The sequence below is a fragment of the Pseudoalteromonas amylolytica genome, assembly GCF_001854605.1.
GTDB classification, from domain to species: domain Bacteria; phylum Pseudomonadota; class Gammaproteobacteria; order Enterobacterales; family Alteromonadaceae; genus Pseudoalteromonas; species Pseudoalteromonas amylolytica.
Genome location: NZ_MKJU01000031.1, coordinates 75,053 through 94,180, shown reverse-complemented (window position 1 = coordinate 94,180; position 19,128 = coordinate 75,053). Strand labels below are relative to the sequence as shown.

The window sequence follows — 19,128 nt, the reverse complement described above, 5'->3', positions numbered from 1 at the left end:
ACGCTAGGTAAAATACCTGGCGTTTTTTTATTCACTGGCGAATAGTCGTTTGTGAGTTCGCCGAGCATATTCATCTGTCATACCGCTTAAATAATCAGCCAACACTCTCATTTTTTCGTTGGTCGTATTCGTGTTTTGATATTGCTCCTGAGTTGTGTAAGGCAATAAGCGCATTGGATCGCTCGCCAATGCACTGAATAAGTCAATGAGTAGATTTTGCCCACTAAACTCTATTTGTTGCATTTTTGGCTCTCTTATCAATCTTTCAAAGACAAATATTTTTAGAATACTCAAAATGTCCGCAAACTCGTTATCTAAGGTGACCTTGTAGCGAAGCAGTGGTGATTCAAAATCTGGGTTTTGAATATTTAATGCGCCGTTTACAATAAATAGGTTTACCAGTTCTCCAATTGCATCTTTACGATAGGCTTCGTCTTGAGAGAACAACCGTTGCGTCAGCCGCGTCAAATTTTGCTTTAACCAAGGTGAGCTAAGCGCTATCAGCTTAGGCTCCGCATAGAGTGTCCAATCTGCTAAGGTTAACGTATCTGTCGCTATCGCATCTTCAAGGTCATGTACGGCATAGGCAATATCATCCGCAAGCTCCATAATTGCACAGTCCAAAGATTTGAATAGGGTTTTACAGCGATATTGGTCGATAACCTGATGTTGTTGCAAAAGCGCTTTGTCTGAGTCTGTAAACGGTTCTATGATCCAATTAAATACGTCGCTATCGCAATGGTATACCCCTTTCGCAGGCAGCCAGTCATTGGCTTTAATGAAGCGTTGGCTGGGGTCGTGACTGGGTTTATTGAACCACAATTGATCGATAATAGCTGGGTATTTCACAAACCCTAGCAAGGTTCGGCGTGTCAGGTTCATACCATATCCTTTGCTGTATGGTTCCAACTTAGACACAATTCTGAGGGTTTGCGCATTCCCTTCAAAACCGCCGTAATCTCTCATCAGATAATTCAGTGCCGTTTCTCCACCATGGCCAAATGGAGGGTGGCCAATATCGTGCGCAAGACAAAGCGTTTCTATTAAACTGGTTGATGGAAAGTGCTCAAACTCTGGATTGGCAATTCTTAGGTGTCTTAATAAACCGCTGCCGATTTGTGAAACTTCCAAAGAGTGGGTCAGGCGTGTTCGATAAAAATCATTTACGCCGATGCTCATAATTTGAGTTTTCGCTTGTAAGCGCCTAAATGCGGCGGCATGAATAATTCTTGACCTGTCCACCTGCCACGGTGAGCGATTGTCATTTGGTCGGTGCTTATGTTGTTCTGACAATCTTTGCTGCCAAACTGTTTGCATGGTTGCTCCGTACAATAAATAGTCGACTGCTATACTTAAAGACGATGAGCGAACTGTAATTCGCGTTTAATTGTTACTTTAAGTATAATGCGGGGCCAATTTATTACGTAAAAAATAAAGAGTTGTGTGCTTGTATACCGATACTAGCAAGCTAGTTCTAAAACTTACAGTCTAACGAATGGACAAGACTGGCACACTAACACAGAGGACACACATGCAAGTCAGAGTTATTCAATTAGTTATATTTTTAGTGTCGGTTTGGGCATTGAGCTATCCGTTTTTGTATGAAACAACTTCTCCGCTGACCTCAGAGCAGAAAATTAAACCTAAAAAACCAAGTGCTCCAAAGATTGTGGAAAAGCCATTACACAACGTAAAGCTGCCTGATTTTGGTAGTGTTACGGATGTAAAAGAGAAAAAGCAACGTTTTTTTGACTTCATAAAGCCCCATGTTATTGCTGAAAATACGAAAATTAGACAGCAACGCGCAACGTTAGAAATAGCCTTGATGATGCTGCAAATGGACGAAGCGCTAACTGAAGCGCAAACAAAAAAGCTTAACAATATTTTTGCTTACTATCGGCTAGATGATGCAGAGTTTACTGTAGAAAATGTACAAGAAGCACTCAAGCATGTAGATATTATTCCAAGAGAACTGGCACTGATGCAAGCTGCTAATGAATCAGCTTGGGGAACCTCTCGGTTTGCTAGAATAGGTTTAAACTTCTTTGGGCAATGGTGCTACAAAAAAGGGTGTGGCATGGTGCCTAGAGACAGAAATGATGAAGCTGCGCATGAAGTCGCCGCATTCCAGTCAGTACGTGCAGCAGTGAAATCATACTTTAGAAATATCAATACACATGATGCTTATCGTCAATTGCGTGAAAAGCGAGCCGAGCTTAGAGCTAATAAACTGCCTATCGAAGCGACTTTATTGACTCAGGGACTCGTTGCTTATTCAGAGCGTGGTGATGCTTACGTAGAAGAACTCAATGATATGATCCGCCATAACAAGGACTATTTTGATGAAGAATAGTTGTTTTGTACTATTAACTTTACTTGCCTTTGTTGGGGGCTCTGCAAATGCAAAGGAATTTGTTGTGTCTTACGATGGATTCTATGATCGGTTAAAAGTCGTTGAGAAGGGTAACTTTGAGTTTGCTCGTGTTAATTTTTACATTGTAGACATCGCGACCCTTGAACCTTGTAAAGTGAAAAAGGGTGAAATCGTTACTGAAAATTCTTCGTCACCACTGACTTACACGAATCAGGCACAATTGCTGTTACCTTACGACAAGCAACTTGATAAAGATAAAGCGGTTGTTGTTATTGAGCCGGAAAACCCAAATCATGACTGCCAATTAAAGTTCCAAATTGAAGCTGACCACTTTAGCGCAAAGAACTTAAATAAAGCGGACATCTATCAACTTCATAGCGAATTTAACGAACTGCTTTCTGACCTATCAGGCTTTTTTGTCAGTAAGTTAATGGGCTTTTTACTGCCTGAACAAAAGGGGGTGAAGATCACATTCTCACGGCCTGTGACTTTTGATGATCCACAAGTTCAATGTGCTCAATCGAACTGTACGTTTGAGGTCAATGATGCATGGCAAGATGCTCCACAGATGTTCAACAGCCCCAATGCCACGGTTGACATTGTTCAAGTCACTCCATGGATCAGTAAATAGCAACGACATCCATTCTTGGCTCAACGTCCGTTGAGCCAAATATTCTTTTATATCAACACTAGAATTGAACCGAACAATGGCAAGGCTAGACGCTTTTTGCTACACCTAACAGAGGCTGATAAATCAAAGGACGGCCCTACCATGTTCAGCGTATTACAGTATATGAGTAGACTTAAAAGGTTATTTAGATACCGTGCGTTTGGTATGTTTGTCGCGTGTGTGGTGCTACTAGGAATCGTGTTGATTTTTATACTCGATAGCCACACATATTGTATTTGCAAAAAAACCTATTCTTTTCTTATTCAGGTGCGCCAAGGTATCTGACGTTGGTTGTATCAGTGCCTCGGCCGCTGTTGGAAGAAATTGTTGCTAATCGACGAAGTAAAACAATTATGTTGGTGGTATTGTTTACTTTAGTTGTCGTACTGGTTGGGGCTGTATATCAGAATAATGTCAACAAGAAGAACGCTTTGTTAGAGGCAAAATACAAGTATGAGGCTATTAAGGGTCCTCCGATGCCATTGTCAGTATGGATTTAAATGGCATTGTGACCAGCTGGAATCATGCAGCGCAGAAGATATTTGGATTTCGTGAAGACGAAGCAATTAACAAATCAATTTACGACCTATTTGTTCCACCTGATTGCTCGAAAATTTCGCTCAAAGGCATACAAAACTTAGACGATAACTTGATGGAACCTTTTGACATTGTTGCTAACGATTCAGAAGCTAACCGTATTGATGTATCCATTACGCTCTCGCCAATCATGGTGTATGGTAAAAAAATGATAGGTGTTGCAGCAATCATTAGAGATATAAGAGTACAAAAAGAAACTCAGTCATTGTTGAGCGAACTGAACGAGTCCTTAGAAGATAAGGTAAAAGTTCGTACCAAGGAATTAGAACTGGCTCGCAAAAAAGCGGTCGAGGCAAGTGAAGCGAAGAGTAACTTTGTTGCAAACATTTGCCACGAAATCAGGACACCAATGAACGCCATACTTGGCTTGACATATCTGCTACAAAAACAGCAATTATCACCAACTGTGCTCAATATGGTGCAGAAAATCCATCATGCAGGCGAAAACCTGCTTGGCATTATCAATGATATTTTAGACTTCTCAAAAATTGAAGCACATCGCTTAGATATAGAATGTGTACCGTTTCAACTGGCCGATGTCATGGATAACGTTGCTAATATTATGTCCTCATCCGTGGGTGATAAGCCTATCGAAGTGATTATGTCGGCTATTCCACAAGGTGCTGAGAGTTTAAAAGGCGATCCACTAAGACTTGGTCAAGTACTGATTAACTTAACAGGCAACGCCTTGAAGTTCACCAAGCGCGGTGAGGTAGTGGTTGGCATGGCACTGGTTAATGGCTATATACACAATGAAAAGGTGCGGATCCGCTTTTCAGTGAGAGATACTGGTGTTGGTATTCCACAAGAGAAACAAAAAGCTATTTTTAACGCATTTTCTCAAGTCGATGTATCGACTACCCGTACATTTGGTGGCACGGGACTTGGCCTGACCATCAGTAAACAATTAGTCAGCCTAATGGGCGGTGATTTACAACTGTTCAGTGAAGAGGGTATTGGGAGTGAGTTTTACTTTGAACTTACTTTCCCACTATCTGATCCAGCTACCAACTTCATGCCACATATGTTGCATCAAAGGATTCTTATAGCGGATGATCATGATGTCGCTTTGTCTTTGATAGTGGACACAGCGGTGAGTCTAGGCTGGCGCCCAGAGTCTACATCTTCAGGAAAGGGCGCGTTAGACAAATTTGAAAAGCGTGGCAGGTCAGCGTTTGATGTATTGCTAATTGATTGGCGTATGCCCGGTATTGATGGCTTATCAGTGACAACTTCGATTCATGAGCAGATGCCAGATTTTGATATCCCGATCATATTAATGGTCAACGCTGCTGATAGAGACAAATTATATGATAACCCAGCAAGCAAATTGATAGACGCGGTCATTACCAAACCGGTGACAAGCTCTAGCTTGTACAACACTTTACTGGAAATTAAAAATCGTCGTGGAGGGCTAAAAAATAACATAGTGAGCTCACAAGCAAAGCGGGTAGAGGGATTAACGATTCTAGTGGTTGATGATAATGAGATTAACCGTATGGTCGCGCAAAATATCTTAAGTAGTGAAGGTGCTCATGTGGAGTTGGCTGAAAATGGTTCTATGGCTTTTTCGATACTAGTAAAAGCTCCCAAGAAATTTGATGTGATCTTAATGGATGTTCAAATGCCTGTCATGGATGGTTATGCTGCTACGCGGGAAATCAAACAAAATAAAGAGCTCAGAGACATCCCAGTCATCGCATTGACTGCGGCGGTATTTAAAGCCGATAGAGATGCTGCAATTCAAGCTGGTATGAATGACTTTGTACCAAAACCATTTGATGTTGAGGAACTCATTGGTGCGGTTGTACGCTGTGCTAAAAAACAGCACCAATATAATGTTGTGGAACCAAATGATAACCAACAAGATGAAGACCTCAACATACCGTATTTTAGTGAAAGTTTAGGCCTGAAAAAATGGTCAGATAAGAAAAGTTATCAAAGCCAGTTAGCCGTGTTTTTAGAACACCATGAAAATGATATTCAACGGATCTCGGATGAACTGGACAAAGACAATAAAACGGAAGCTAAACGTCTGTGTCACAAGCTTAGAGGCTCAGCAGGCGCTTTGGAATTAAAGCCACTGTGGCAGCTGGCAACGAAATTAGAGAAAGCTTTACAAGTAGATAGTGGGGATTATTCTTCGCAGCTGAAGCAACTAGCACTTTGTATGGGTGAAACCATTGAATTAGTGAGAGCCTACTTGTCTGAGAACAGACAGATAAAGCCGAAGTCAAATTTGAAAGTGGTGGAGTTTACTCATGAAACAGAACACGCCTGTCAAAGAGTGCTCAAAACACTTAAAAGTGATAACCCTGATGAAGTAGAAAAAACACTCAATAAGGTTAATAAACTGCTTCCAGATGAACTAGTGGGTAGTATTAATACCTGTTTAAGTGAGTTTGATTTTCGCCGTGCAGAGACAATTGTTAAAGCGTACATAAACTCAAGGAATAGTTAGATGCCATTTTCATGCCCCATACTTTGTATTGATGATGAGCCGAGTAATTTAGCCTTAATACATCAGGCTCTCAAAGATACTTATAAATTGGTATTTGCCCGCAACGGCGAAGAAGGCTTAGAGGCAGCATTAAAGCATGGTCCATCTTTGATTCTATCTGATGTAGAAATGCCAGGTATGAGTGGTTTTGAGTTTGCAGTGAGACTTAAGGAAATTCCGGAGCTTGAGCATATTCCTATCATATTTGTTACCTCGCTGGATCGAGAATATGATGAGCAAAAGGGTTTTGACGTGGGTGGTGTTGACTATATTTCTAAACCGATATCGACCGTAATTTTAAGAGCGAGAGTGAAGACCCATTTGTCTTTGATAAGAGCATCAAAATTGGAAGCAAGTCAACGGGCCGCAATTTTTATGCTTGCGGATGCTGGCCATTACAATGACAGTGATACAGGGGTACATATATGGCGCATGGCCGCATACTCTCGGCTTATAGCGACTCATTTGGGGTGGAGTGAAAATAGTGCTGAGCTATTGGAGCTTGCAGCCCCAATGCATGACACTGGAAAGATAGGAATTCCCGACGCAATTTTGAAAAAGCCTGGAAAGTTAGACGTCAATGAGTGGGAAATAATGAAACGTCACTCACAAATTGGCTACGATATTCTAAGTCGCAGTGAGGATCCTGTTTTTAAGTTAGCTGCACAAATCGCCTTGTACCATCACGAGAAATGGGACGGCTCAGGATATCCAAAAGGTCTTAAAGGGCACGATATCCCCGAGGCGGCTCGGATAGTTGCTGATGTGTTTGATGCCCTCACGATGAAAAGGCCGTACAAAGACCCATGGCCGCTCGATAAAGTCTGTTCAACCCTGCAAGAAATGGCTTTGAATCATTTAGATAAAGAAATTGTCGCACTGTTTCTTAGTCTGATACCTGAAGTTTTGGAAATTAAAGAAAAGTGGGACTTGGAAGAGCTCCGCCTCAGTGGCGGTGGTGATAAAGAAGTTTGCTAATCCTTAAATACCCGTGGTAAACATTAACAAAAGCGTTTACCTAGGGTCTATGACGTACATTATATACGCGCGATAACATCTCACCTTTTTTAAAAACATAGCAATTTCTGAGTGATCAGAGAGAGATTAAGCTAGTTCAAAACGTAAAAAATCCGTATAATTGCCGCCCTTGAATTTCCATTGCAAATTTAGTCAGTACCACTGGCTATGTGGGTTAGGTAGATGAGTCAAACAGATACGCGAAAAGAAGTTTTTGAATTTAACAAACTACAAAAACGACTGAGAAGAAACGTTGGTAACGCCATTACAGATTACGGCATGATTGAAGAAGGTGACGTAGTGATGGCTTGTATCAGTGGTGGTAAAGATTCCTTCGCTATGCTGGACATTCTATTACAATTGCAAAAGGTCGCCCCTATTTCTTTTGAGGTTGTAGCGGTGAACTTGGATCAAAAACAACCTGGATTTCCTGAGCATATTCTTCCAGAGTACTTTGAATCACTGAACATTCCATATTACATTGTTGATAAGGATACTTACTCAGTGGTAAAACAGAAGGTTCCTGAAGGTAAGACCACCTGTGGTTTGTGCTCGCGCTTGCGCCGTGGCACCTTGTATTCATTTGCGGAAAAAATCGGTGCGACGAAAATCGCGTTGGGTCACCATATGGACGATATGGTTGAAACATTATTCTTGAACATGTTTCATGGTGCGCGCCTCAAAGGCATGCCACCCAAACTACGCTCAGATGATGGACGTAATGTGGTTATTCGCCCACTTACTTATTGTCGTGAAGATGATTTGATCCGCTATGCACAGCACAAAGACTTTCCAATTATTCCATGCAATTTATGTGGTTCACAAGAAAACTTACAACGCCAAAATATCAAAGCGATGCTAGTTGAATGGGATAAGAAAACTCCAGGACGTGTGGAAAATATCTTTAAATCAATGCAGAACGTGAGCCCAAGCCAGCTTGCTGACAAAGCATTGTTTGATTTTGAAAACCTGCCTTTAGACAGAAGTGAAGAGCGTCAGGAATATGAGTTCTCTGAAGCCGTTGTGTCTTCCACCAACATTGATGAGTCGCTGTTCATTGACGTTACAAATATCTAGTAAACCTCCGCAGAGGTTAGTTCGTTTTAGATGAAAAAGGCCCCTCGTTTGAGGGGCTTTTTTAACTAGTCTTCCAGTGGGCTTTTATAACCATCAGGTTTCAGTGCCAGTACGTCGCAGTCTAGACTATCGATAACATGCTCTGCGGTATTACCGATGAGCGCTGCACTAAGCCCAGTTCGCCCAACAGTACCTATTACTACCAGTTCCGACTTTTTCTCTTTTGCGACCATAGGGATGACATCCTCTGGTAAGCCTTCTTTAACGATGCAATCGCTCTGTGCGATGGAGAAGGATGCGCCTAGCGCGAAGGTTTCCTCTTCATGGTGTTTTTTAACTGCTTCATTATATTGCGTTGGGTTGAACTCGGGTATTTCGATGGCAATGTTCACCGGCGTAGCAGGGTAGGTATTCACCAGACTGAGCTTTGCATTGGCAAGCTGGCAAATAAACTGTGCATCACTGATGATACGGCGGTTAAGCTCTAAATGTTGTTCATTGTCACTGACCGCGTTAACCGCTGCAAGGATATGACCGTGAGCCGGCCAGTCTTGATCTTTAACCAATAAAACCGGTGCTGGGCACTTGCGGATGAGGTGCCAATCGGTGGGGGTAAAGATAACCGATTTTAAGGTGTCATGTTGATGTGTGCCCTTGACGACAAGATCATAATCATCTTTGATAACAGTCTTTATAATCGCTTCATAGGGTCGATTATGCCAAAGCACTTGGCTATGTATGTTGATCCCCTGAACATTTTTTAAGATCTCGTCTATCCATCCTTCTCTGTCTTTTATAACAGCGTCACGCATAGCTTCACGTTCGTCCTTGGAAAGCATGGTGGTCATTTCATAAGAGAAATCATAAATTGATAAGAATGCGGTTACTTCAGCACCTGTCTTCTTGGCCAGCGTAATCGCGCGCTGTAGGCTGTCTTGTTGCGCTTTGGTTGGGTCAATAACGGCTAAAATGCGTTTAATTTTGTCCATCGCGAATTCCTTAACGTGCTTTGTTAGCTAAATCAGTTAACTCTAAGTGTAACTGATTTAGCGTAAGGTTAAAGAATTTACCAGTAATTCGTTGCGTTAGATCAAATTGAGATGGCCGCGGTGCGTGCCAGTGCAGGAATGTCTAAAATGGTAATAAACTTACCTTCTACTTTAATTATCTCTGATTTCTGGAAACGACTCAGCAGGCGACTGATAGTCTCTACCGTTAACCCTAAATAGTTGCCTATCTCACCGCGCGTCATGGTAAAACGAAACTCTTTACGTGAGAAACCGCGCTCGCCGAAGCGATTTGATAGGTTAAAGATGAATGTCGCAAGACGCTCTTCTGCGGTCTTTTTATTCAATAGCAACAACATTTCTTGGTCGTAGTTAATCTCATTGCTCATTAAACGCATGATTTGTTGACGTAATTTTGGAAGCTTACCCGCTAGCTCGTCTAACGTGTCAAATGGGATTTCACATACCATGGAGGTTTCAAGCGCTTGTGCAAAGCTTTGATGCTGCATTTTGTTGATGGCATCAAAGCCAACCAAGTCGCCAGCTAAATGAAAGCCAGTGATTTGCTCATCGCCCCGCTCAGACAAAGTGTATGACTTAAATGACCCTGAACGAACCGCAAAAATAGAATTTAGTGGAGAACCAGACTCAAACAAGTAGTCGCCTTTGTGTAGCGGCTTTTTACGCTCAATGATTTCATCAAGCTTGTCCATTTCGCTCCCGTTTAGGGTGAACGGCAAACACAACTGGCTGATACTACAGTTATTGCAGCTTATCGTGCATTGGCTTTTAGCACGATTTTGATTGTTTAAATCCATAATAAATCCATTCTCTAAGACTTCTTACCTAGGTTAATGTACTAATCTATCGGTTGCAATGATTAGTAGATAAATACCGTACCAAATGAAAATACTGCCCAGCCCAACTCTTACCAATGTATGGTTTAAAAAGCGACTCAGCTGTTGAGCTGATTGGCCTACTGCGAGCATTGCAGGCAATGTGCCCAATGCAAAGCTCAACATGATGAGAGCGCCATAACTTGCTGAGTCGGCCTGAAGTGTCCATGTAAGGGCTGAATACACAAGACCACAAGGTAACCAACCCCACAACATACCATATGCAAGCACTCGAGCGTAGCTTGTTACGGGCAATAGATACTTATTCAACTTGACTAAATGTTGCCATATTACGGTCTTTGCGCCAGCCTCTAGCCATTTCAGGGTACTGGCAAGGCGCATAACATAAATGCCGACGAGTAACATAAAAATACCGCTTAACACTTTTAAGCTCAGTGCAAACGTGGTGTTTTGTTTTGCAAAGGTACTGCCTAATGCAGCAACCAAAGTACCGGCTAGCATGTAACTTAAAATCCGACCGGTATTATACAGTAGGCTTACCCGCCAGCTATTAAGTGTAGAGGAAGCTAATTGCAAGCTTGAGGCAATGCCACCACACATCACAAGACAGTGACCACTGCCAACCAAACCCATGATGAATGCGCTAAGTAGGCTAATCTCGTTCATTGGCGTTTTTATGTTGTTCTTTGTCGTCTTCGAATAAGATGCTGTGGCCTTGCTTTTCTAAATCGGAGAATTGCTCGCTTTTTACTGCCCAAAAGAAGATCCCAATGGCAATAATCACGAATAAAATAGCAATTGGGATTAACACATAAATGATACTCATATCTTTAACAACCTAAGTGAATTACCTATCACTATTATAGAACTTGCTGACATACCTATGACAGCAACCCATGGCGGCACCATACCAAGTGCTGCCAGTGGCAGGATAGAGGCGTTATACAGCAACGAAATAGTTAAATTTTGTTTAACTATTCGGCGTGTTTGTTTGGCAACTTGTTGTAATTGAATGATGGCATTTAAATTGCTCTTTAATAACACCACATCAGCCACATTTTTTGAAATATCAGCGCCAGTTTCCATGGCAACTGACAGGTGTGCGCTGTTAAAAACAGGGCTGTCGTTGACGCCATCGCCAATCATCGCTACTATCTCGCCCTGACTTGACCATGACTCAACCACGTCTAGTTTATCTTGCGGCGAACAATTACTGTGTTGCGAATCAAGACCGAGCTGCTGCGCAAGTTGCTCGCCTGCGCTACTGCTATCTCCTGTTAGCATATGACAGGACAAGCCGTTAGTTTGCAGCGTTTTAATAATTGAGTGGGCGTTGTCACGTACTTTGTCGTTTAGGTGAAACTCAGCGACTGCTTTTTGATTGATAAACAGCGTTGCTTGTGATTGCCCTTTCGGGGCACCAAACCAATCTCTTTTACCGATAGCGAGTTCATCATTTTCTAACTTAGCACTGATCCCAATACCTGGGTGAACAACGACGTCCTGTAAATCGTGATGAACGCTGAGGTGCTGTGAAAATGCTTCAGCAATGGGGTGTTCTGAATAGCGTTCTAAACTTGCTGCAAGTGCTAATACTTCTTGCTCTGTATGTTGATTATCAACAACATCAACCTTCTGAATAGAGAAACGGCCTTCTGTCAAAGTACCCGTTTTATCAAATGCGACACGGGTGAGTTTAGTTAACGTCTCCAGTACGTGGCCTTCTTTTATCAGTACACCTTGCTTGGTTAAGTTTGCAACAGCGCAGGTAAGTGCGGTAGGAATTGCCAAACTGAGGGCGCAAGGACAGGTTGCCACTAAGACCGAGATGGTGACCCAAAACGCTTGCTCAGGTGAAATGGAATACCAACCAATCGCGGTTAAAGAGGCAAATATAAGTAGGCAAGCAACAAACCACTGCGCAACTTTATCGGTGATCTCTACCAGTTTTGGGCGCTTACTTAATGCTGAATGTTGTAAACGAATAATTTGGTTGAGTAGGGTGTTTTGCCCGACTTTATTGATCTCAATGCTTATTACACCATCGTGGTTAACCGTTCCAGCAAAGACTTGGTGGCCCTGATATTTGCTGACAGGTAAATGCTCTCCCGTCATCATTGATTCATCAACACTGGTTTGACCATTCAGAATCAAGCCATCAGCGGGGATGGTTTCGCCCGGTTTGACTAAAATTTTATCCTGTAACTTTAAGTTTTTTGCTGCAATTATCTGCTCGTCTTCGCCTTCGACAATCTTACGAGCTGTTAATGGTAATAGCTTCTGTAAGTTGGCGGTAAATTCACTAGCCTTTAATCGCGCTCTGAATTCAAGATACTTCCCTAACAACAGTAAGAACGTGAACATACAGATGGACTCAAAGTATACTTCACCCACTTCCATTACAGTGGCGTAGCAACTTGCGCCATAGGCACCAAAAATGGCCAGCGAAACGGGCAAATCCATATTGAGCTGTTTGGCTCTTAACCCTTTGATAGCATTTGTCAAAAAAGGCAACGCAGAATAAAGAATGACAGGAGAGGCCAGTACCAGGCTTATCCAACGAAAGTATTGTTCAAAGTCTTCTTCCATGCCTGAAAACATGCCAAAGTACATGGCAAAAGCAAACATCATAACCTGCATTGTCATGATACCTGCTACGCCTAAACGGCGGATATAAGCTTTGGCAACCGCTTGTTTTTGAGTGGCTTCATCGTCGGCCTGAAATGGATAAGCTTTATAGCCTATCAGCATTAAAGACTGGATGATGTCGCTTAACAGTACCAGCTCTGCGTTCCACAAAATCATAGCTCGGTGGGTTGAGGTGTTAACATCAACTCGAGCTACGCCTTTGATTGCTAATAACTGTTTTTCTATCAACCAGGCGCAAGCGGCACAACTGATGCCTTCGACACTAAGCAGTACCTCATTCAATTCCCCAGATGAGGTGACAAAATCCTGTTGAACATCATGATTATCATAACTTTTTATAAGATTTAATTGCTCAGGAACCAGTTCATCAATTTTGCCAGCGGTTTTGGTTCTAAATTTATAGTAATCGCTCATCCCTTGACTGAGGATCGTTTGAGCGACACTTTGGCAACCAATACAGCACACAGGCTGAGCTTGATTTTGATAAACCACTTCACCTTTAAATCCTTGAGGAATAGGTTCAAGACAATGAAAACAAGCTTTTGCCATGTTAGTTACTTATATTCTGGAGATATTTTCAAGATTTCCTGAGTAGGCAGCTGGATATTCTCTTTTAACTTCCAGCTGCCATCCATAGGCTCGAGAAAGACTGTATAGGCACCTTGCTGGATCTGCTCAAGAATAGCTGTAAACTCACCATTAGCATTAGGCAGCAGATTTATATTGAAGTCATGTGCTTTGATGGTGCGATGATAGAATGAGGCTTTCAGTGCCTGAACTTTGCTGTGATCGCCTTTGGTAAATACAAATTTGATGTAGTCGTTGTCTACCTGTAACTCTCCATGCAAGTATAGCGCCTTGGCTTTGTTGAATTTGGTCAGCTCCAAATTGATGGCTTTACCTTTTTTGTAGTAGTCATCTACCACCATATCAGGACCATTACCTACAGCAACGACGACTAAAACCACACAAGCAACGATGGTTGCCAGAGGGAAAAACATTAAAAACCAAGGCCAAAAATTCTTATACCAGGGAGTAGGATTCATAACGACTCTAATGCTTGAAAAGTGTGGCGATATTTTATCTTATTTGGCGTTAAATACCTAAAAAAAAGCCTCCAAATGGAGGCTTTTTTGATCTTAATTAAACGATTAGACTGTTATTATTTATTTTGCGATAAGCTATAAACATACGCAGTCAATAGGTGTACTTTGTCTTCACCTAAAATATCTTTCCAAGCAGGCATTACACCAGCACGACCATTGTTAAGCGTTTCTTCAACAGCACGTTGAGAACCACCATACAACCAGATATTGTCGGTAAGGTTAGGCGCACCGAACGGTAAGTTATGCGCTACAGAGCCTTTACCGTCCATACCGTGACATGCTGCACACATAGCAAACTTAGCTTTACCCGCATCAGCGTCTTTTTGGTTAACTTTACGTCCAGAAAGGCTTAATACGTAAGCTGTCATTTCTTTAACGCCTTGTTCACCTAGCGCATCTTTCCAAGGTGGCATAGCAGCAATACGACCATGAAGTAATGTCTCTTTAATCTTGTCAGGTGTACCGCCGTATAACCAGTCGTTGTCAGTCAAGTTAGGGAAACCTGTTCCACCACGCGCATCTGAACCGTGACACTGAGCACAGTTTTGAGCGTATAAGCGTTGGCCAATCTCTAATGCCATTTGGCCTTGAGTTTGTTCATGCTTTTCACCATTTTCAATTGCTTTTTGTTGTGCCTTGTCGCCAGCAACCTTAGATGCAAGCAGTTCTTCAACTGGCACCTTAGCAAGCTCGTTAAAAATAGGGCCAAAGCGCTCTTCAGCAGCAATGATTTCTTGGTCCAATTGAACCTTTTCACCGTTTGCTAACGCTTCTTCAGTCGCTTTTTTAGATTCAGCAAGAGAAGTCACACCTTGGTTTGAACTGGTCCATTTAGCCAAGCCTTGCCAGTTACCAAGGCCAGGATAGGCCGCAAGGTAATATACAGCCCAAACGAACGTTGCGAAGAACATGTACGTCCACCACTTAGGTAGTGGGTTGTTGATTTCTTCAATTCCATCAAACTCGTGACCACAGCTTTCGCCTTCTTTAACACCTACATAATTTTTTAGGTTCCAAAGCAATAAGCCTAAGATCAGAGCAAGACACGCAAGGGTCAGTACAATGACCCAAATACTCCAAAAGCTAGTCATTTTTCAGACTCCTTTTCCTCGTTAGAGATTGTTTTTTTATGCTTCTTTTCATCTTCAAAGATGGCATTAGCTGCATCGTCGAAACGATTTTTAGTGCGTTTGCTATATGCCCAAGCAACAATCACAATAAATAGTACCAAAATTACCAGAGTCAAAATGCCTCTGTATGTGCCGTAATCCATAATAATTACTTCAAGTGTGTGCCAAGTTGCTGAAGGTAAGCGATAAGGGCTTGCATTTCTGTCTTGCCTTTAACTGCTGCTTCTGCGCCTTGAATATCTTCTTCGGTGTATGGCACACCAAAGCCTTTGAATACTTCAAGTTTCTTGGCGGTTAACTTACCGTCTAGTACATTTTCATCTAACCAAGGATAAGCTGGCATGTTTGACTCAGGCACCACTGAGCGTGGGTCCATTAAGTGCGCATAATGCCAGTCATCAGAGTAACGTTGACCTACACGAGCTAAGTCAGGACCAGTACGCTTAGAACCCCACTGGAATGGGTGATCCCATACTGACTCACCTGCAACTGAGTAGTGACCGTAACGCTCAACTTCATCACGGAAAGGACGAATCATTTGTGAGTGACAGTTATAACAACCTTCACGAACGTAAATATCACGACCTTCCATTTCAAGCGCTGTTAAAGGGCGTAGGCCATCAACAGGTTGTGTGGTGTCTTTTTGGAACATTAGTGGTGTGATTTCTACCAATGCACCAAAGCTAATCGCGAACACGGTTAGGATAGCCATCAAGCCGACGTTCTTTTCTACGATTTCGTGTTTGTTGGCTGAATTATTATTGCTCATAATCTACACCTCTTATGCCATTTGCGCGTTTGCGTCAGTGGCAAGTGAACCACTTTTTGCAGTTACAGTGCGGAACACGTTGTACGCCATTACTAGCATACCAACAACGATGAACACACCGCCTAAGAAGCGCATGATGTAGAAAGGCTTAGACGCTTCAAGAGACTGAACGAAGCTATACATTAATGTTCCGTCTGCGTTCACAGCGCGCCACATTAGACCTTGCATTACGCCAGAGATCCACATAGCAACAATGTATAGGACAACACCTACTGTGTGTAACCAGAAGTGGGTGTTAACCAGCTTAATGCTATACATGTTACCGTGACCGAATAGTGCAGGGATTAGGTGATAAATTGCACCGATTGAAATCATTGCAACCCAACCTAGAGCACCTGAGTGTACGTGACCTACAGTCCAGTCAGTGTAGTGAGAAAGTGCGTTTACTGACTTGATTGCCATCATTGGGCCTTCGAAGGTAGACATACCGTAGAACGATAGAGACACAACTAAGAAACGCAGTACTGGGTCAGTACGTAGTTTGTGCCAAGCACCAGATAGCGTCATGATACCGTTAATCATACCACCCCAAGATGGCACGAATAGGATCACAGACATCACCATACCTAGTGACTGAGTCCAATCAGGTAGAGCTGTGTAGTGAAGGTGGTGAGGACCTGCCCAAATATAAAGAGAAACAAGTGCCCAGAAGTGAACAACCGATAAACGGTATGAATAAACTGGACGACCAGCTTGTTTAGGCACGAAGTAGTACATCATACCTAAGAAACCAGCAGTTAAAAGGAAGCCTACTGCATTATGGCCATACCACCATTGAACCATCGCATCTACAGCACCTGCATAGATAGAGTATGATTTAGTGAGTGATACTGGCACAGCCATGCTGTTTACGATATGAAGAATCGCAACAGTGATAATGAAACCAGCATAGAACCAGTTTGCTACATAGATGTGAGATACTTTGCGCTTGATGAGCGTGCCAAAGAACACCACAGCATAAGAAACCCATACTACCGCAATAGCGATATCGATAGGCCACTCTAGCTCAGCATACTCCTTAGAAGAAGTAATACCTAGTGGTAGTGTGATGGCTGCTGAAACAATAATAGCTTGCCATCCCCAGAAGGTGAAAGCTGCTAATTTGTCTGAGAAAAGGCGCGTTTGACATGTACGCTGAACAACATAATAAGATGTTGCGAATAGTGCACTAGTACCAAATGCAAAGATTACTGCGTTCGTGTGTAACGGACGAAGTCGAGAGTAAGTTAACCATGGCGTGTCAAAGTTCAAAGCTGGCCAAGCGAGTTGGGCAGCAATAAGAACACCAACACCCATGCCAACGATGCCCCAAATCACTGTCATGATAGCGAATTGGCGTACAACTTTATAATTGTACTCAGTTTGTGATGCTACTGTTTGGCTCATTTTCTGGATTCCGCTGCAATTAATGCGATTAGAAATGAATTACCTGCATAAACAGGCCCTGCTTATTATTTCAACAAGCTCGTTTAAAAATAAATCTGATTTAGCAAATCTATTTCAAACCAACTTGAGAAACCCTTATTTTTTGCAAGGAAATGATAATTTTTTTGCAAAAGAAAAGATACCTCAAACACCTAAAATTATGACATCAATCAAATTTTGGGTAATAAATTGTTCAACTATTCACCAATGTGGATTATCTACAAATTCTGCATTACCATGGCGCAGTTCTGCAAAGGCACATTAGGATAAATAATGACCAAAGTTTGGTTTTTTTACGCACTTGTTGCTGCGAGTGTATTGAGCGCATGCTCAGACCCTTCGACCATTATACATGAAAGTTCAGAAAAAAGTGAAAGTTCCTTATATTTCGCTAATTGTTTAGCCGATAAACCTTGTATAAACCCTGTAGGAACAAGAGTTTGGTATAGCGAATCGGTCATTGTAGGTGAACAACCTTTTGAAATTATGTTGGAAGTAGAACCACACATGCAAGTGAGTTCCGCGGTATTATCAGGTGAGGATATGAATATGGGCCACATTCCTGTATTTTTTACACCCATATCCGCAACACGCTACAAAGCTGAAGCAATGGTCGGCTTGTGCAGCAATGAACTAATGAAGTGGCGTTTAACTATCGAGCTGGCAAGCAGCATTGGTGTGACCACGTCAAGCAAGTTTCCACTTTACGTGACCAGATAACCTCAGAGATACAAAATGAATAAAGCCCATGTTATAGAGCACATCCGGTTTGCTTTAGAGGCAAAACTCAGCGAAGCCACAAACGCAGCAGATAGTGCCCGCTTAGACGCCACACATGAACAAAGCGCCGCAGAAACTCAGTATGATTCGCTGAGTATCGAGTCTGGTTATCTTGCTCAAGGCCAAAGTGAGCGAGTGAATGATGCACATAAATCTATTGCTCAGTTTGAACAAAGCTATGATTTACAAAGCGCTAATCAAGTTACAGTGGGGAGTTTGATCAAAGCCATTGACTTAGATGATAAAACCCACTGGTTTTACTTCGGCCCAAGCGAAGGAGGTTTAAAAGTCACCGTAAAACAACAGGCCGTATTGGTAATAACTCAATCAGCACCAATCGGGCGGGCGTTGTTTAACAAAATGATTGGCGATGAATGTGAATACCAAGTTGCAAGTCAAACATATAGCTTCGAGATTTTGGATATTTTATAGCGTTTCCATTACATGCTACTCTAGAATTGATAGATGTGGAGGAGTACTGACAAGGAGAGTGATATGACACAACAACCTAAGCGCTATCAATTTACTGCACAGTTACTACGTCCAAAATATATGGGGGATGGAGAAGCCTGGGCATTTGTCGTTTTGCCTCATGATGTGAGTGCTTGTTTGCCCCGTCGAGGGCGTACCACGGTGGTTGGATATATCAATGAGCAGCCATTTCAGCAGTTACTCGAACCAGACGGTCAAAAAAGTCATTGGCTAAAATTGGATGAAACGCTTCTGAAAAAGGCCAATACACGGTTTGGAGAACTTGCACATTTTGAGATACAAGCCATAGACAAAGAGCCTGAACCAGACATACCGCATGACTTGCTCACAGCCTTAGAGCAAGACCCTCTGGCACTTAGAACGTGGCAAGCAACCACCACGATTGCACGCGTTGATTGGATCCATTGGATCACGACCGCTAAGCAAGCGAAAACACGACTGAAGCGCATTAATGATGCTTGCAGCATGTTAAGTGAGGGTAAAAAGCGGGTGTGCTGCTTTGACACGTCAGGGTTTTACAGTAAGGCTCTCAGTGCGCCGCAATCTGATAACTAGCAAGTGTGGCAATATTCGAGTGCTTTTACATATCAAATAGTGTGGATTGTATTTATTTAGTAA

General features: G+C 42.4%; 19 protein-coding genes. 8 read left to right on the top strand and 11 right to left on the bottom strand.

The window, feature by feature from the left end; all coding sequences use genetic code 11:
* Positions 1-27 precede the first annotated feature (27 nt).
* A complete protein-coding gene (locus tag BET10_RS18165) occupies positions 28-1,317 on the bottom strand; it encodes an anti-phage deoxyguanosine triphosphatase (protein WP_070987108.1) in 1,290 nt (429 codons plus the stop codon).
* A 214-nt stretch (positions 1,318-1,531) separates the two neighbouring features.
* On the opposite strand from BET10_RS18165, the gene BET10_RS18160 reads away from it, so the two are divergent.
* The 5 genes from BET10_RS18160 to ttcA all read left to right on the top strand — a co-directional run bounded on the left by BET10_RS18160 (position 1,532) and on the right by ttcA (position 8,235).
* Positions 1,532-2,353: a glucosaminidase domain-containing protein gene (locus tag BET10_RS18160; RefSeq protein WP_070987107.1), complete on the top strand. Its 822-nt coding sequence runs from the start codon at positions 1,532-1,534 to the stop codon at positions 2,351-2,353.
* Positions 2,343-3,005 (top strand): DUF2987 domain-containing protein, encoded by a 663-nt coding sequence (locus tag BET10_RS18155; RefSeq protein ID WP_096348966.1) that lies wholly within the window; start codon positions 2,343-2,345, stop codon positions 3,003-3,005. Before BET10_RS18160 ends, BET10_RS18155 begins: the two co-directional genes overlap by 11 nt.
* A 520-nt stretch (positions 3,006-3,525) precedes the next feature.
* Positions 3,526-6,102, top strand: a complete 2,577-nt coding sequence (locus tag BET10_RS18145) for a response regulator (protein ID WP_276204903.1) — start codon at positions 3,526-3,528, stop codon at positions 6,100-6,102.
* A complete protein-coding gene (locus tag BET10_RS18140; protein ID WP_070987101.1) occupies positions 6,103-7,119 on the top strand; it encodes a response regulator in 1,017 nt (338 codons plus the stop codon). It abuts the gene before it with no gap.
* A 222-nt stretch (positions 7,120-7,341) separates the two neighbouring features.
* Positions 7,342-8,235 carry a tRNA 2-thiocytidine(32) synthetase TtcA gene (gene ttcA / locus BET10_RS18135; protein ID WP_070987099.1) on the top strand — a complete coding sequence of 298 codons (894 nt, stop codon included), beginning with the start codon at positions 7,342-7,344 and terminating at the stop codon, positions 8,233-8,235.
* Between the two features lie 65 nt (positions 8,236-8,300).
* Here ttcA and uspE read toward each other — a convergent pair whose 3' ends face one another.
* The 10 genes from uspE to ccoN form a co-directional block, all read right to left on the bottom strand.
* Entirely contained in the window at positions 8,301-9,224 is a 924-nt protein-coding gene (gene uspE, locus BET10_RS18130; protein WP_070987097.1) for a universal stress protein UspE, read from the bottom strand.
* Positions 9,225-9,325: 101 nt separating this feature from the next.
* Complete coding sequence (locus tag BET10_RS18125; RefSeq protein ID WP_070987095.1) at positions 9,326-10,060, bottom strand: FNR family transcription factor; 735 nt, start codon at positions 10,058-10,060, stop codon at positions 9,326-9,328.
* 33 nt (positions 10,061-10,093) lie between these two features.
* Positions 10,094-10,765, bottom strand: a complete 672-nt coding sequence (locus BET10_RS18120) for a sulfite exporter TauE/SafE family protein (protein WP_070987094.1) — start codon at positions 10,763-10,765, stop codon at positions 10,094-10,096.
* Positions 10,752-10,925 (bottom strand): cbb3-type cytochrome oxidase assembly protein CcoS, encoded by a 174-nt coding sequence (gene ccoS, locus BET10_RS18115; RefSeq protein ID WP_070987092.1) that lies wholly within the window; start codon positions 10,923-10,925, stop codon positions 10,752-10,754. The genes BET10_RS18120 and ccoS overlap by 14 nt, the downstream gene beginning before the upstream one ends.
* Positions 10,922-13,297, bottom strand: a complete 2,376-nt coding sequence (locus BET10_RS18110) for a heavy metal translocating P-type ATPase (protein ID WP_070987090.1) — start codon at positions 13,295-13,297, stop codon at positions 10,922-10,924. The genes ccoS and BET10_RS18110 overlap by 4 nt, the downstream gene beginning before the upstream one ends.
* 5 nt (positions 13,298-13,302) lie before the next feature.
* A complete protein-coding gene (locus BET10_RS18105; protein ID WP_070987088.1) occupies positions 13,303-13,794 on the bottom strand; it encodes a FixH family protein in 492 nt (163 codons plus the stop codon).
* Between the two features lie 116 nt (positions 13,795-13,910).
* A complete protein-coding gene (gene ccoP / locus BET10_RS18100) occupies positions 13,911-14,945 on the bottom strand; it encodes a cytochrome-c oxidase, cbb3-type subunit III (protein WP_070987086.1) in 1,035 nt (344 codons plus the stop codon).
* Entirely contained in the window at positions 14,942-15,127 is a 186-nt protein-coding gene (locus tag BET10_RS18095) for a CcoQ/FixQ family Cbb3-type cytochrome c oxidase assembly chaperone (RefSeq protein ID WP_070987084.1), read from the bottom strand. The genes ccoP and BET10_RS18095 overlap by 4 nt, the downstream gene beginning before the upstream one ends.
* Positions 15,128-15,132: 5 nt before the next feature.
* On the bottom strand, positions 15,133-15,753 hold the full coding sequence (ccoO, locus tag BET10_RS18090) for a cytochrome-c oxidase, cbb3-type subunit II (protein ID WP_070987082.1): 621 nt from the start codon (positions 15,751-15,753) through the stop codon (positions 15,133-15,135).
* 12 nt (positions 15,754-15,765) lie between these two features.
* Positions 15,766-17,199 carry a cytochrome-c oxidase, cbb3-type subunit I gene (gene ccoN, locus BET10_RS18085; RefSeq protein ID WP_070987080.1) on the bottom strand — a complete coding sequence of 478 codons (1,434 nt, stop codon included), beginning with the start codon at positions 17,197-17,199 and terminating at the stop codon, positions 15,766-15,768.
* Positions 17,200-17,511: 312 nt separating this feature from the next.
* Here ccoN and BET10_RS18075 point away from each other — a divergent pair, with 312 nt between their 5' ends.
* The 3 genes from BET10_RS18075 (at position 17,512) to BET10_RS18065 (ending at position 19,065) form a co-directional block, all read left to right on the top strand.
* Complete coding sequence (locus tag BET10_RS18075) at positions 17,512-17,958, top strand: hypothetical protein (RefSeq protein WP_070987076.1); 447 nt, start codon at positions 17,512-17,514, stop codon at positions 17,956-17,958.
* Positions 17,959-17,973: 15 nt separating this feature from the next.
* Positions 17,974-18,450: a GreA/GreB family elongation factor gene (locus BET10_RS18070; RefSeq protein WP_070987075.1), complete on the top strand. Its 477-nt coding sequence runs from the start codon at positions 17,974-17,976 to the stop codon at positions 18,448-18,450.
* 63 nt (positions 18,451-18,513) lie between these two features.
* Positions 18,514-19,065, top strand: a complete 552-nt coding sequence (locus tag BET10_RS18065; RefSeq protein WP_070987073.1) for a YdeI/OmpD-associated family protein — start codon at positions 18,514-18,516, stop codon at positions 19,063-19,065.
* The last annotated feature ends 63 nt before the right edge of the window (positions 19,066-19,128 follow it).

Coding starts and splice junctions, on each gene's coding strand:
- BET10_RS18165 (WP_070987108.1), bottom strand. CDS start 1,317: ATGCAAACAGTTTGGCAGCAAAGATTGTCAGAACAACATAAGCACCGA.
- BET10_RS18160 (WP_070987107.1), top strand. CDS start 1,532: ATGCAAGTCAGAGTTATTCAATTAGTTATATTTTTAGTGTCGGTTTGG.
- BET10_RS18155 (WP_096348966.1), top strand. CDS start 2,343: ATGAAGAATAGTTGTTTTGTACTATTAACTTTACTTGCCTTTGTTGGG.
- BET10_RS18140 (WP_070987101.1), top strand. CDS start 6,103: ATGCCATTTTCATGCCCCATACTTTGTATTGATGATGAGCCGAGTAAT.
- ttcA (WP_070987099.1), top strand. CDS start 7,342: ATGAGTCAAACAGATACGCGAAAAGAAGTTTTTGAATTTAACAAACTA.
- uspE (WP_070987097.1), bottom strand. CDS start 9,224: ATGGACAAAATTAAACGCATTTTAGCCGTTATTGACCCAACCAAAGCG.
- BET10_RS18125 (WP_070987095.1), bottom strand. CDS start 10,060: ATGGATTTAAACAATCAAAATCGTGCTAAAAGCCAATGCACGATAAGC.
- BET10_RS18120 (WP_070987094.1), bottom strand. CDS start 10,765: ATGAACGAGATTAGCCTACTTAGCGCATTCATCATGGGTTTGGTTGGC.
- ccoS (WP_070987092.1), bottom strand. CDS start 10,925: ATGAGTATCATTTATGTGTTAATCCCAATTGCTATTTTATTCGTGATT.
- BET10_RS18110 (WP_070987090.1), bottom strand. CDS start 13,297: ATGGCAAAAGCTTGTTTTCATTGTCTTGAACCTATTCCTCAAGGATTT.
- BET10_RS18105 (WP_070987088.1), bottom strand. CDS start 13,794: ATGAATCCTACTCCCTGGTATAAGAATTTTTGGCCTTGGTTTTTAATG.
- ccoP (WP_070987086.1), bottom strand. CDS start 14,945: ATGACTAGCTTTTGGAGTATTTGGGTCATTGTACTGACCCTTGCGTGT.
- BET10_RS18095 (WP_070987084.1), bottom strand. CDS start 15,127: ATGGATTACGGCACATACAGAGGCATTTTGACTCTGGTAATTTTGGTA.
- ccoO (WP_070987082.1), bottom strand. CDS start 15,753: ATGAGCAATAATAATTCAGCCAACAAACACGAAATCGTAGAAAAGAAC.
- ccoN (WP_070987080.1), bottom strand. CDS start 17,199: ATGAGCCAAACAGTAGCATCACAAACTGAGTACAATTATAAAGTTGTA.
- BET10_RS18075 (WP_070987076.1), top strand. CDS start 17,512: ATGACCAAAGTTTGGTTTTTTTACGCACTTGTTGCTGCGAGTGTATTG.
- BET10_RS18070 (WP_070987075.1), top strand. CDS start 17,974: ATGAATAAAGCCCATGTTATAGAGCACATCCGGTTTGCTTTAGAGGCA.
- BET10_RS18065 (WP_070987073.1), top strand. CDS start 18,514: ATGACACAACAACCTAAGCGCTATCAATTTACTGCACAGTTACTACGT.